The following is a 14481-nucleotide window of genomic DNA, read 5'->3' as shown; positions in this document are numbered from 1 at the left end:
CCTCTATGGGAAGCCAACGGCCCATTTGCGTTGCGTTGAGCTGGTTGCTTATCGGTTACGGCCGCACATACGTGCCCAACCGCATGCCGGCAGCACTCACTGCTTGGCGAACCGCTTCTGCAGCTCGTACGCCGAGAACAGCACGATCAGCCAGATCACGCCCGCGACCACGGCGATGCGGTAGCTTGCGGAGAAGCACATAAGCACCACCACCAGCGCCATGAACGCGATCACGATGTACGGCATCACGCGTGCGAACGGCAGCTTGAACGCGATCTTGTCGAGCGCCTCCTTGCCCTTCAGCCCCTTGAGTTCGGCCGGGCCGTCACCTGCGGCGACCACACGGCGGAAGTGGATCTCGGTGATCATGATCATCGTCCAGTTGATCGCGGCCGCGATGGTGGCGATCGACATCAGATAGTTGAACGCGAACTCGGGCCATACGAACACCACCACCACGGCGATGGCGATGATGATCGCGGAGGTGATCACGCCGGCCGCCGGCACGCCGCGCTTGGTCAGCTTGCCGAGATACGCCGGTGCGTTGCCCTGCTTGGCCAGCGAATACAGCATGCGGGAGTTCGCATACAGGCCGGAGTTGTAGACGCTCATCACGGCGGTCAGGCACACGAAGTTCAGGATGCCTGCGGCCGCGTGCACACCCACGGAATCGAAGATCTGCACGAACGGGCTGGAATTGCCGTCGATCTTGCTCCACGGCACCACGGCCATGATCACGCCGAGCGCGAAGATGTAGAAGACGAGGATACGCCAGATGATGCCGTTGGTGGCCTTCGGAATGGTGACGCGCGGGTTCTCGGTCTCGCCTGCGGTGATGCCGATGAGTTCGGTGCCGCCGAAGCTGAACATCACCACGACCAGCGCCATCATCAGGCCGGTCCACGTGCCGTCGGCGTTGCGGGTCATCAGGCCGTGCGGCATGAATCCGCCGTCCACGGTGAACCAGTTCGCGAAGCTGGCGCGAATGCCGGATGCGGTGGGCACGTTGGCGATGATCACGTACAGACCGCCTAGAATCATGGCGATCACGGCCACAATCTTGATGATCGCGAACCAGAACTCGAATTCACCGAACTTGCTTACGCCCATCAGATTCAATGCTGCGATGACCACCAGGAACACGGCCGCCGAAACCCATTTCGGAATGTTCGGGAACCAGTAGTTCACGAAGGAACCGACCACGGAAAGCTCGACCATGGCCACGAGCACGTAGTTGAACCAGTAGTTCCAGCCGGAGATGAAGCCCGCTCGCTTGGACCAGTAGCGCGTGGCGTAGTAGCTGAACGCGCCGGCCTTCGGGTCCTCCACCGCCATTTCGGACAGCGCACGCACGATCATGAAGATGACCAGGCCGCCGATCAGGTAGGCCAGCAGAATCGAGGGGCCGGCCAAGGCGATTGATTCGCTGGAGCCGTAGAACAGGCCCGTTCCGATTGCGCCGCCCAGGGCGATCAGCTGGATATGACGGTTCTTCAGGGATTTGCGCAGTGTCGCCGGTACCGGCACGTCGTCGGTTTCGCGCGGTGTGCGTTTGACGTTGGTATCGCTCATGAATGTTTTCCCTTCTTCTCATGGGAGCATGCGCGGCGTGCGGAATCGCGCCCGCGCAATGCCCCCGATTGTAACCAGCGGATGTTGTATGTGTACGAAACATGGCCGTTCGCGGACATTCGCTGACAAATGTGGATGCCTTGATGCGCGCGGGCGGTGCGGCCGTCAGTTCTTCGGCAGGCGGTAGTCGTGCGGCAACTCGTGTACCGTTTCTGGGTCGAGTCCGAGCTCTTCGAGTCGGCTGTCGATCTCATGGCGTGCCTTGCGCGCCAACGCGAGCAGTTGCACGCCGGTTCCGTCTGCCTTGCCGGTCCTGTCCGCCTTACCGGTCTCGCCGGCCGCGTCGCCTCGCGGATCGAGGCCATTGCGTTCCAGCAGCCGGTCGATCAGCTCGCGATGATGCAGCAGCTTGCGGATCTCGGCGTGATCGTGCACGATATGCCGCCAATCGCCCGGCTGATGCGCGATCTCACGCACGGCCGTCACCGGGTGCACGTCGGCCACCTGATAGGTGAGCGAACCGAGCAGCGGCATGAGGAACACGGTGATCGCGCCCGCCGCGACCAGCGTGGAGGCGGTCGACTGCTGCATGGTGCCGGCCTTGACCGCAAGCGAGGTCACAGCCACGATGATCGGCAGCGCGGTGGTGCAGTACAACGCCACGGTCACGCGATGATGCGACGACATCGGATTCGCCTTCTTATCCAGCGACATCGCGATATACACCGGTACCGTGCGGATCAGCATCAGCATCACGATGAACGTGACGAGCAGCCCCGGCTCGCCCGCCACGGCCCGCACGTCGATCGCCGCGCCCGACACCACGAAGAACACGGGAATCAGGAAGCCGTAGCCCACGCCATCCAGTTTCATCTCCAGCGATTCCATGCCGTCCGGAATGATGTAGCGCAGAATGAAACCGGCTGCGAACGCGCCCAGCACCACGTCGAGCTTGAACAGTGCGGAAACGGTCACCAGGAACACCAGCAGGAACACGGTCATGCGCATCATCGTCTGCGATGAGGTGTTCGCGTTCTCGGTCAGGAAGCGGTACGCGCGGTGACCGGCCTTGCGCGCCTTCACCGGGATTCTCGCGCACACCACGCAGATCGCCGCGAACGCGCCCAGCACCAGCAGCGTCTGCCAGCCGGTGCGGGTGGACAGCAGGATCGCCATGGCCAGCACCGGCCCCAACTCGCCCCACGTGCCATAGGAGATGATCGCATTGCCGACAGGCGTGCCTTCCAATCCACGCTCCTTGAGAATCGGCATCAGCGTGCCGAGCGCGGTGGTGGTCAGGGCGATGATCACGGCGATGCTGTTCATATCCAATGCCGTGAAATACGGGATAAGCGTGATCGCCAGCCAGGCGATGCCCAGACTGACCGCCCAAGTGGCAAGGCCGACCTTGCCCTGATGACCGGAAAGCTGCTTGGGGTCGATCTCATAACCGGCCAGCAGGAACAGGAACGCCAGACCAAGCTCGCTGAGCAGTTCCACGGCGTCAGTGGTCTGGATCACGTTGCAGCCGTACGGACCGAGCGCCGCGCCCGCGGCCAGCAGAAGTACGGTCTGAGGAATGAATCTGCCGGGAATCATGCGTGCGACGATCGGGCAGAGCGCCGCCACCGCCATGATGATGGTAAGCGAGACAAGGTCATGAGTCATGCCACCAGCCTAGTCGCTGCGCGCGCATCACGCGGAAAGCGATTTTGGGGCGGCGGTGTGATACCCGAGCGGCCGTCGCTATGCCGAAAATGTGAAGTATGTTTTACATTCCCACCTCAAAACATAACAATGTGAAGTATGTTTTACATTCCCGTTCTGAAAACCAAAAATGTCAAGTATGTTTTACATTTTGGGTTTGAGAACATAAAATGTAAAGTATAGTTAACATTTTTTTCGGGGGTGGTTCGGCCATGGTGAAGGATTCGACGGGTGTGGAGCTGGTGCAGCGTTCCCACTATCTCGACCAGTTGCGTGCACAGTTTCACACCCCGGATATCAAGGTGCTGGTAGGCATCCGGCGCTGCGGCAAGTCCTCGATCCTCAGCATGTTCGCCGAGTCCTTGATCGAGCAGCAGGGCGTCGATCCACGCAACATACTGTTCAAACGGCTCGATGACTATGACGTTCCCCTGGATTATTCGGCGAAGGACCTCGCCCAGGAGATCGACGACGCCATCCAAGCCTCCAACCAGAACGAATGGTTCCATGTCTTCCTCGACGAGATCCAGGATGTCGAAGGCTGGGAGAATGTGATCCGCCGCCTGCATACACGCCCGAAAACCGACGTGTACATCACCGGTTCGAACGCGCGCGTCCTCTCCGGCGAACTGGCCACACAGCTGACCGGCCGGTATTACGAGATCCCCATATACCCATTGTCGTTCGGCGAATACCTCACGTTTCCCGCATTGAAAACGGAAACGGACGACCAGGAGACGCGCTTCAGCGACTATCTCCGTTTCGGCGGCATGCCGGGGCTGTTCGCATTGCGCGACCGCAGCGATCGAAGCCTTGCCAACGAGTTGCGGGGCATCTACCAATCGATCCTGTTCAAGGACGTTGCGCAACGGTTCGAAATACGCGACCTGACCATGCTGGAGCATGTTGGGCGCTATCTGTGCTCCACGTCGGGAACGCTGTTCTCGTCGCGCAAGATCGCCAACACCCTGACCAGCATGGGCACCAAGGTAACCACAACGACCGTCGACAACATAGTCGGGGCCATCAGCCAGGCATACCTGCTGTACAGCGCGGAACAGACCGGATTGCAGGGAAAGGCTCTGCTCAGGCCGAAGCGGAAGTTCTATCCGGCCGACACCGGCTTCAGGAATCTCATGACAGGCTTCACCGGCGCCGACCTCGGTGCCCAGCTGGAATGCGTGATATTCCGCGAACTTCTGATGCGTGGCTACATGGTTACCGTGGGTACGTTCAACAATCTGGAAATCGACTTCGTGGCTCGGCGAGGGGGCGACAGACTGTACGTCCAAGTGACGCTCAGCATGCTTGAGGAACAGACGAGGCAACGGGAGCTTCGCCCTTTGGAACAACTGACCGACGCGTTCCCTCGCATGGTGATCACGCTTGATCGGTTCAGCGCGGGAATCACCGAGAAGGGGATCCGCATCGTCAACGCCATCGACTGGCTGCTGGGGGAGTGACGGCCGGCTGGTTGCTGGGGGAGAGACACCGGCCGTCTCGCACGGCGTTTCCTTCAGCAAATCAGCCTGACATGTAGCCACGATATGAGATGACACGCCGAAACGCGAAAAAATAGAAACGGCGAAATTCCGCCATTTTCAAGGTGGCTACAACAAACCTGTCCAAAAATCAAGACTGTTCTTCCGCAATCTTTCGCTTTACGTTGTTCAACGGTGCGCACCACGCGTACGGCAATGGAGGCGCATCGGCAACAGAGACGAGAGAGAGGAACGAGGTCATGCCATCCCGCGCTACGAGCGAGTGCGTACAGAGCAAAGAAACCGACTGTCGTGCCGGCAGCGTATCCGCAAAGCTCGTCGCCCTCGTCATGGCGATGCTGGTGACGCTCGCCACCGTATTCGCGCTGACCGCACCGTTCCAGACCGCCTACGCGGCCGACTCCAGCCACACCGACTTCGACACATGGAGCGCCGCCGCCGAAGACATCGTCAAGCAGCTGAACCAAGGCGAGAAGGACTACAAGTCCGGCAACGCCTACCAGGCCGGCACCGACTTCCAGAACGCGCATTGGATGGGCTACGACGCCTCCAACTTCTCCAAAGTCGTCAACGACACCATCGGCGCCGACAAGCAAAGCGCGCTCCTCCAGGAATTCACCGACCTCGAAAACCTCGCCTACCAGCAGAACAACGGCGACACCATCACCGCCAAGGTCGCGGCGCTTTCCTCCGACCTCACCGCCACCGCGCAGACCCTCGACGCGAACACCGGCCTCGCCAAGCCGCGCGACTACGCCAAGCAGCGTGACGCGCAGACCGCCAAGGAACGCAAGAAGCTCGACGCCGCCAAGAAGAACTCCTCCAAAGGCAAAGGCGACCGCACGTGGAGCGACGTGGCCAAGGAAATGAACGTCATCCTCGACAAGGCATACCAGGCCGCAGTCTCCGGCAACGGCGACAAAGGCTCCAGCCTCGTCAACAACGCGTACTACCAGTACTACGAAAAGCTCGGCTTCGAAAAGAACGTGATGAACGCGATTTCCGGCGACCGCGTCTCGCAGGTCGAATACCAGTTCAAGATGACCCGCAAGACCATGCGCGACGGCGGAAGCCAGAAGCAGATCAAGAAACTCGTCGACGACCTCAAAGGCTGGCTCGTCGAAGACGCCGCCACCCTCGACGGCGGCGCGGCCAGCGGCGTGAACGGCTTCACCAAGTTCATCACCAGCTCCATCGGCCAGGCGTTCCTCGTGCTCATCCGCGAAGGCCTCGAAGCGCTGCTCGTCGTGGCCGCCGTGATCGCCTACCTCGTCAAGTCCGGCAACCAGCGTTTCACCAAGTGGATCTACCTCGGCGTGCTCGTCGGCCTCGCCGGCTCTGGGCTGATCGCCGTGCTCTTCACCTTCCTGTTCGGCGGCTCCGGCCCGATTCAGGAGATCTCCGAAGGCGTGTGCGCGCTCATCGCCATGCTCATGCTGCTGTGGACCAGCAACTGGATGCTCAACAAGAGTTCCGTGGAAGCATGGAACCGCTACATCCGCACTAAGACCGAAACCGCCGTGGCCAACGCGCAAAGCAAGATCGAAGCCGGCGAAGGCGTGAGCCTGGGCATGGTCGTCTCGCTCGCCATGCTGAGCTTCCTCGCCGTATTCCGCGAAGGCGCCGAAACCGTGATCTTCTACGAATCCATCTACTCCATGAGCCAGGACGCGCAAGGCATGTGGATCGGCGGCATCGCCGCGGCCGTGGTGCTGCTCGTCATCTTCCTTATCCTGCGCTTCACCTCCGTGAAGATTCCCATCGGGCCGTTCTTCCTCGTCACCTCGATCCTGATGGCCGTACTCGTGGTCATCTTCGCCGGCGGCGGCATCCACGCGCTCATCGAAGGCGACCTTATCGACGGCCACTACCTGAGCACCGTGCCCACCAACGACTGGATCGGCCTGTATCCGTACGTCGAATGCCTCGCCGCCCAGGCCATCGCCGCCATAGCGGTGATCGCACTGTTCGTCATCGGCTTCGCACGCAAACGTGCACTGCGCCGGAAGGCCGAGCAAGCCTCGGCCTCCGCCTGAACCTAGCGCGGCACACCCAAGATTTCCACCATTTCCAACGGAAAACCCAACACAAAGAAAGAGAAACAATGAAGAACAAGAAGATCGCCGCACTGCTCGGCATCCTGCTGGCCGGCACCATGGCCGTCTCCATGTCCGCATGCGGCAGCTCCAACAACTCCGCATCCAACGCCAAGAGCGGCGACACGACCTCCAAGACCACCGAAACCAAGGACGACTCCTCCGCCAGCGACTCCAAGGGCTTCGAAGAGATCCAGGTCGACGAGAAGCACTCCGACCAGGAAGTCGGCCCGCTGACCGTCAACGCCGTATACTTCCAGCCCATCGACATGGAACCGTCCGGCATGGGTCTCAAGGCCGCCGACGCAAGCTTCCACCTCGAAGCCGACATCCACGCCAACAAGAAGGGCACCGAACTCGGCTACGGCAAGGGCGACTTCATCCCCGACCTCACCGTCAACTACGACATCATCGACAAGACCACCAACAAGTCCGTCGGCTCCGGCACCTTCATGCAGATGAACGCCTCCGACGGCCCGCACTACGGTGCCAACGTCAAGCTCGACAAGGCCGGCGCCTACAAGCTCGTGCTGAAGATCGAATCCCCGGAGAAGAAGGGCTGGATGCTCCACGTCGATCCGGAAACCGGCGTCAAGGGCCGCTTCTGGACCGAGCCGATCGAAGTCACCTTCCCGGATTGGAACTACACGCCGCAGGAATGGTGAGAGAAGGGTATATCTGCCGCTCTTGTTGAGAAGGATGTAACCCTGTTGCGGTTTCCCTATGTGATGCTCGACACACTCAAGGCCGTTCGGCCAAGCCTACGGTCGAGCATCACATAGGGAAACCGCCTCTGGCGTTTTCTGGGGAGCGTTGATATGCGGGCCTTTGGGAGCGTGGGCGTGGGCTTTGTGTTGGGTTGGAACAACGAATAGATAAGAGGAACGATGCTGCTGCAGTATGTGACGGTGCTTCAAGGAACGTTGGCGCCGGCGTTGCTGGTCATGACGCTGAGCGTCATGCTCACCGTGGGCGAGGGACGGGACAAGCCGACGAGCCGATATTGGCGGCTCGCCGGCCTCATCGTCGGTTTCGTGGGCGCGGTCGTCTTCGCCGCACTGCGCGCCACCGCGGTGATCAACCAGCGCACCTTCATCAACTATCCGACGCTATGGTGCTGCGTCGTCCTCGACATCGCGGCATTCGTCATCATCCTGCGCGCACGCGCGACCACCGGAAACTGGCACGAGCACCCCGCGCGGCTCAACATCGCCAACGCCGTCGCGGCGTTCGCCATCGCAGCCACCACCTTCCGCGCCCTGCCCGACGTCATCCTCCGACTCACCATCTTCGTAGAACCGGGCGATCCGGTCTTCACCTCCGCCATGCTGCTGCGCGCCCTGGGCTTCGCGCTCGGCGCCGCCACCGCCATCGTGGCCGCATGCATCTTCCGCACCATGCGCTCCACCACGCCGCACTGGTCGTTCACCCTCGCCGCGCTCCTGCAGGTCGCGCTGCTGTTCGCCACGCACTTCACCGATCTCGCGCAGATCCTCCAATCCAAGCGCATCGTGAGCTTTCCCACCGAACTGTTCCTGCTGCTCGTGTGGAGCATCAACCACCAGCGCACCATGGTCATCGCCATGGCGGTGGTGTTCCTCATCCCCGCCGTCGCCTCCATCGTCAAGGGCTTCACCACCGCGAAGACCGGCGACAACGAGGCCATCGTGCGTGCCCACGTCGCGTTCGGCCGCCGTGCGAAGGCCGCCGGCGCATGGAGTCTGGTCGCCATCATCGGCGTGACCGTGGCCCTCACCTACGGTGTGGCGCAGACGCAGAAAACCGTCACGCTGTCGCCCCCCGAACAGTATTCCCTCAAGGACGGCGTCGCCACCATCACCTTCGCCCAGGTGTCCGACGGCCACCTGCACCGCTTCCAGTACAAGGCCAAGGACGGCACCGTCATGCGGTTCATCATCATCAAGAAGAACGGCGGCGCGTACGGCATCGGCCTCGACGCCTGCGAGAACTGCGGCGACGCCGGCTACTACGAGAAGGACGGCAAGATCATCTGCAAGAAATGCGACGTGGCCATCAACCTCGCCACCATCGGCTTCAAGGGCGGCTGCAACCCCATCCCCTTCGACTACCAGGTCAAACCCGGCAAAATCGTCATCCAGACCTCCGTGCTCGACGCATTGTCGGCGCACTTCCAGTGAGTGAGGAGCCAACATGTTCTTCATACGAATGATCATGCGGTCGTTCAGCAGGCAGTTCAAGCGCCGTCTGCTGATCGCCGTCACCGTCTGTCTGTCGGCCGCGGTGAGCGTGGCCATGCTCGGCGTGGTGTTCGACGTGGGTGACAAGCTCAACGCCGAACTCTCCACCTACGGGTCGAACATCGTGGTGCAGCCCAAGGCCGACGCAGTGGTGAACGACCTGTACAACACCGGCGATTCCACGCAGTCCGACGCCACCGATTCGACCACCTTCCTCAAGGAATCGGACGCACCCAAAATCAAGACGATCTTCTGGGCGTTCAACATCACGAACTTCGCGCCGGAACTCAACATCCACGCCGACATCGATTGCTCCGGCTCGGCATCGGGCTCCTGCAAGGCCGCGAACGTGCCGGTCGTGGGCACATGGTTCGCCAAGACCCTGCACATGGACTCCGGCGAATCCACCGTGGCCGGCATGAACGGCATGCGCTCCTGGTGGAAGATCGACGGCTCCTGGCCCAAGGACGACAGCTCGCAGGGCATGATCGGCAAGACGCTCGCCGACAAGCTGGGCGTGCGGGTCGGCGGCACGGTCACGCTGAACAAGACCACCGCATCCGGCCAGCGCACCAAGCAGAAGGTGCATATCACCGGCATCTACGAGTCCGGCGACTCCGACGACAACGGCATGTACATCCCCTCCTCGGCGGCACAGCGGCTTGCCGACCTGCCGGATTCCATCGACAGGATCGAGGTCAAGGCGCTCACCACGCCGGACAACGACCTGGCGCGCAAAGCCTCCAAGAACCCCGCCGCGCTCACCCAGGACGAGTGGGAAACCTGGTATTGCACCGCATACCCAAGCTCGATCGCCTACCAGATCGAAGAGGTGATTCCGGGCGCGGTGGCCAAGCAGGTCCGCCAGGTGGCCGCACTGCAAGGTGACGTGTTGCAGAAGACGCAGGCGGTGATGGTGCTGATGACTGTGCTGTCGCTGATCGCGGCGGCGATCGCCGTGGCGAACCTGATGGCTTCGGCGATCGGCGAGCGCGGTGCCGAGCTCGCGCTGCTCAAGGCCATCGGCGCGACCGACGGTGCCGTATCGCGTCTGATGCTGGCTGAGACCGCGGTGATCTCGCTGGTCGGTGCCGTGGTGGGTGCGCTGCTCGGATCCGGCATGGCGCAGATCGTGGGACATGTGGTGTTCGGTTCGGGCATCACGATGCGGCCCATGGTGTTCGTGCTGGTGTTCGTGCTGCTTGCCATCACCATATTGCTGGCGTCGTTCTCGTCCATTCGTTCGATTCTTGGGCTTAAACCTGCGGAGGTGCTTCATGGAAGGTGAGTTGGTGGGAGGTCCGGTACATTCGGCCGCAGCTGCGGCCTCAATCACGAACAGTCCACTGGACTGTTCGTCCGCGGAGGTGCTTCATGGTCGCTGATCGTCAATCAGGGAAATCCGGTAACGGTGCCGAGCCGAAGGCTTCGGCGAAGAGCGCGACGATGACCAATCGGAAGATGTTCGCCACCATGCTGTGGGGTGCGGTGTTCCGCCGTCGTTCCCGCGCGATTATGGCGGTGATCGCCGTGCTCGTCGGTGCCGCCACGCTGTTCTGTCTTGCCGCGGTCTGCATCGCGGTGCCGCAGCAGATGAACGAGGAGATGCGCGCATACGGTGCGAACCTCATCGTCACCCCGCGCGAATCCGGCAGCAAATCCAACGGCATCGACAGCGCCGACGCCAGGAACGTCACCGCGTTGGTCTCCGGCGAATACGGTGCGAAAACCGCCGCATACCGCTACGAAAGCGTGCGCATCAATTCCGCCCCTTACACACTGGCCGGCATCACCACCGCGGATGTGAAGGCGCTTAACCGTCACTGGAACGTCACCGGCGACTGGCCGAGCGCGGGCAATGTGATGCTCGGGCGCGACGTGGCCGACGCGCTCGGCGTGAGGATCGGCTTGCGCATCACCATCGGCTACCGCGCCTCCGACAACGGCGGCGCATCGTCCGCTTCGGGCGCGCTGGGAAAGACCGAAAGCGAGGTCAAACAGGACGGCCGCGTCTCGTCCAGCATCATGGAGACCTCCGGCACCGAATTCCGCGTGGCCGGCATCGTTGACACCGGCGGCAACGAGGACGAGATCGTCTACGCCGTCAACGCCGATGTGGCCAAGCTCGCTGGTTCCAAGCGCGGCGCGGACGTCATCGAATACTCCGTCAACGCCGTCGGCTCCGACCTCGATGCCATCGTGAAATCCCTGAACGCCAACCCGAACACCGGCGTGAAGGCGCAGACGGTCACCAAGATCACCTCATCCGATACGCGCATCATCGCCATGCTGCAGACGTTGTTCTGGATCGTGTCGCTGGTGGTTCTGGTGCTCACCCTGGTCGGCGTGGGCACCACGATCAGCTCGATCGTCTCGCAGCGCCGCAACGAGATCGGCCTGCGCAAGGCGCTCGGCGCATCCGCGCACGCCATCGGCACCGAATTCTACGTGGAATCCGCCATCTACGGCCTGGTCGGCGGCCTGATCGGCACCGCGCTCGGCTACCTGCTGGCGCGCGTGCTGTGCCAGACGGTGTTCGACCGAGCCATCGGATTCAACTGGCCGCTCGGACTGGCCTCGCTCGTGCTCAGCGTGCTGCTTGCCGTGCTCGCCTCCGTGCCGCCCGTCCGCCGCGCCACGCGCATCGACCCGGCCGTCGTGCTCCGCGAGGAATGATCGCCCGTCGCCAAACCGAAAACGCATATATCAACGAACGTATAAGGAACGCCAATGCTGCTTGAACTTGACCATATCTGCAAGATCTACGGCGAACTGCATGCCGTGGACGACCTCAACCTCACCGTGCCGCAAGGCCAGTGGCTCGCCATCGTCGGCTCGTCCGGCTCCGGCAAGACCACGCTCATGAACATGATCGGCTGCATGGACACCCCCTCCAAGGGCTCCGTGAAGCTGGAAGGCCGCAAGCTGGAGGACCTGAACGCCAAGCAGCTGGCTGACGTGCGCAAGAACATGATCGGCCTGGTGTTCCAGAAGTTCTATCTAGTGCCGCACCTGACGGCCGTGGAGAACGTGATGGTGGCGCAGTACTACCATTCCGTGGTCGACGAGCGGCAGGCGCTGGAAGCCTTGGAACGCGTGGGATTGAAGGACCGCGCGCACCACCTGCCCAGCCAGCTGTCCGGCGGCGAGCAGCAGCGTGTGTGCATCGCGCGTGCGCTGATCAACTGCCCGAAGATCATTCTGGCCGACGAACCCACCGGCAATCTGGACGAGAAGAACGAGAAGATCGTACTCGACCTGTTCCGCCAGCTGCACGAGCAGGGCACGACGATCATCGTGGTGACGCATGATGCGCTGGTCGCCAGCTGTGCGGAGCGTGAGATCATGCTCAACCACGGTGTGCTCGTGGGGGAGAAGTGGAACGATGAGGAGGCGCGCAAGGCGTACGAGGCGGCTGGCGGCAAGCCGGCGTTCACCGGTTCTGTGGCTGAAGGCGCGCAGCATGGCGAGACGGCCATCGACTTCGCCGATCCGACCAAATCCGCCAAAACAGGCGGCTCCGAGAAGTAGCGGCAGTGCACGGCGGATGTAGTGAGCGCGATTTGATGGTCGTGCCGGCATCAGGCTGTGCGGAAATACGGAAAGCGGAAAGGAAAACCATATGCCCAGCAAACAGGACGCGGTCAAGGCGGTCGCGCTGACCGCGGCGGGTCTTGTGCTGCTCACCGCGTGCGGCGAGCCCAAGGCCACGCCGATGGATGACGAATACGCCGGCAATTCCGGCGAAAGCGTGCAATCGCAGGAGGAGGAGTCGAAGAAGAATTCCGATTCGTCCGATTCGTCCGATGATACCGTCAAGAACCATGCCGACGATCCGAACTCCACAACATCCGATAAGAAGGACACCGGCAACTACGCCGACGGCACCTACAAGATCAACGGTCAGTACGGGCCGGTGGGTGAGGACACCATCGACGTGAAACTCACCGTGAAACAGGGGAACGTCGAGAAGGTGGATATCGTCGGGCACCCGTTCACCTCGATCTCCAAGAAGCATCAAACCGAATTCGCCAACGCCATCAACGGCGTGGTGGACGGCAAGCCACTCAAAGGCCTGAAGGTCGACAAGGTGGCCGGTGCCAGCTGGACATCCGAAGCGTTCAACAAGGCCCTGGAGGTGGCGAGGCAGGAGGCCTCGTTTCCTTCCGATTCCTGACGAGCCACCCGTCGCAGCGCAGCTCCTTGAGTATGCCGAACACGCCATCCGCCGGCCTATACCTGCCATAAACGGCAGAATACGGAAGCCTGCACAGCTAGGCGTGGCTAAATGTGTGGACCGTCCGGGAATGGCCACGCAGAAGGGTGCGTAGGTGTGGGCAAGTGCGGATGATGCCCAGTGATGGCTACGCTACGAGCGGTTAGGCGTAGCAAGAGCCGGATGATATCGGCGAATGGCACCGTTGGGATGGCATAAGCGTGGCAGGATCGGGATGCTGCACACGTTTGGCTACGCCGAGGGAGGCTGCATCGTAGCCAGGTTAGGAAGGCTTCCCCATCTGGCCACGCTGGAACGTCTTCCGGCAGCGCAATTGCTCCTTGAGTGTGTCGAACACGTCATCCGCCGGGCTATACCGGCTGTATGGAATACGGGGAGTCTAGGCGGCCAGGGCGGGCCAGAGCAGGTTCGTCATGTGGTCGGCCCATGTTCCGGTGCTGCTAGCGCTGCCCGCATGGCCGGTTGCGTCGGCTTCGCTAGCGGCGTCGGCGTCGGTTTTGGCTCCGGCGGTACCGGTCTCGGCCTTGTTGTCGCCGCCGTTCGCATCGGCCGCGCCCAGCCGCTCCTGCATCGCCTTGTACGCCAGCATGGACCCGAGCACCGTGCTGAACAGGAACCTCGTATCGAGTCCTTGCCGGAAGATTCCCGCCGTCTCGCCACGTCGCAGGAAATCGTTGAAGCGCTGTTCCGCAGGCATGATCACCTGCCCGGCCAGTCCCTTCACGTAGTCGTTGTCCGAACTCAGCGCCAGACCGACGGCTTTGAGCCCGATCTCCCCGTTGAACGCCGTCATCACGCGTTCCAGCAGACGATGCAGACCGTCGCGCGTGGGCTCGATGTCATCCGTCTCGAACGTGCCGCTCGTCTCGATCTGGATCTTGCGTAGCAGATCGCCGGTATTGCGGTAACGGCGGTAGATCGTGGTTTTCGCCACGCCGGAACGTCTGGCCACCTCTTCGATGGTCACCGCCCCGATGCCGCGCGACGTGGCGATCTGCAGCGTCGCCTGCACGATTTTGCGGTCGGTCGCCTCACGCATCCGTGCCGCACGTGCGCTGGCTGCTCCGGCCAGCTTCGTGGTGATGGTCATGATGTCCTTCTCTCATTGCGCACTCTCTCATTGCACGCTCATTGCGCTCAGCCGGTTC

General features: G+C 61.9%; 11 protein-coding genes. 8 read left to right on the top strand and 3 right to left on the bottom strand.

What is annotated here, in order from left to right:
• Positions 1-96: 96 nt before the first annotated feature.
• Positions 97-1572 (bottom strand): amino acid permease, encoded by a 1476-nt coding sequence (locus G1C98_RS08035; RefSeq protein WP_169080706.1) that lies wholly within the window; start codon positions 1570-1572, stop codon positions 97-99.
• A gap of 165 nt (positions 1573-1737) precedes the next feature.
• Positions 1738-3240: a cation:proton antiporter gene (locus tag G1C98_RS08030; protein ID WP_169080705.1), complete on the bottom strand. Its 1503-nt coding sequence runs from the start codon at positions 3238-3240 to the stop codon at positions 1738-1740.
• 251 nt (positions 3241-3491) lie between these two features.
• On the opposite strand from G1C98_RS08030, the gene G1C98_RS08025 reads away from it, so the two are divergent.
• The 8 genes from G1C98_RS08025 to G1C98_RS07990 all read left to right on the top strand — a co-directional run bounded on the left by G1C98_RS08025 (position 3492) and on the right by G1C98_RS07990 (position 13273).
• Positions 3492-4742 (top strand): ATP-binding protein, encoded by a 1251-nt coding sequence (locus tag G1C98_RS08025; RefSeq protein WP_169080704.1) that lies wholly within the window; start codon positions 3492-3494, stop codon positions 4740-4742.
• A 278-nt stretch (positions 4743-5020) separates the two neighbouring features.
• Positions 5021-6817: an FTR1 family iron permease gene (locus tag G1C98_RS08020; protein WP_169080703.1), complete on the top strand. Its 1797-nt coding sequence runs from the start codon at positions 5021-5023 to the stop codon at positions 6815-6817.
• Between the two features lie 68 nt (positions 6818-6885).
• Positions 6886-7542, top strand: a complete 657-nt coding sequence (locus G1C98_RS08015; protein WP_169080702.1) for an iron transporter — start codon at positions 6886-6888, stop codon at positions 7540-7542.
• A 222-nt stretch (positions 7543-7764) separates the two neighbouring features.
• A complete protein-coding gene (locus G1C98_RS08010) occupies positions 7765-9036 on the top strand; it encodes a DUF2318 domain-containing protein (protein ID WP_169080701.1) in 1272 nt (423 codons plus the stop codon).
• A gap of 13 nt (positions 9037-9049) precedes the next feature.
• A complete protein-coding gene (locus G1C98_RS08005) occupies positions 9050-10384 on the top strand; it encodes an ABC transporter permease (RefSeq protein WP_169080700.1) in 1335 nt (444 codons plus the stop codon).
• 158 nt (positions 10385-10542) lie between these two features.
• Complete coding sequence (locus G1C98_RS08000; protein WP_169080740.1) at positions 10543-11772, top strand: ABC transporter permease; 1230 nt, start codon at positions 10543-10545, stop codon at positions 11770-11772.
• Positions 11773-11826: 54 nt separating this feature from the next.
• A complete protein-coding gene (locus G1C98_RS07995) occupies positions 11827-12627 on the top strand; it encodes an ABC transporter ATP-binding protein (RefSeq protein ID WP_169080699.1) in 801 nt (266 codons plus the stop codon).
• 91 nt (positions 12628-12718) lie between these two features.
• Complete coding sequence (locus G1C98_RS07990) at positions 12719-13273, top strand: FMN-binding protein (RefSeq protein ID WP_169080698.1); 555 nt, start codon at positions 12719-12721, stop codon at positions 13271-13273.
• Positions 13274-13712: 439 nt separating this feature from the next.
• Here G1C98_RS07990 and G1C98_RS07985 read toward each other — a convergent pair whose 3' ends face one another.
• Positions 13713-14423, bottom strand: a complete 711-nt coding sequence (locus G1C98_RS07985) for a TetR/AcrR family transcriptional regulator (RefSeq protein WP_169080697.1) — start codon at positions 14421-14423, stop codon at positions 13713-13715.
• Between the last annotated feature and the right edge of the window lie 58 nt (positions 14424-14481).

This window comes from Bifidobacterium erythrocebi (assembly GCF_012932675.1).
Taxonomy (GTDB): domain Bacteria; phylum Actinomycetota; class Actinomycetes; order Actinomycetales; family Bifidobacteriaceae; genus Bifidobacterium; species Bifidobacterium erythrocebi.
Note: the sequence above shows the minus strand (reverse complement) of the source record. Positions and strands in the feature narration are given on the sequence as shown.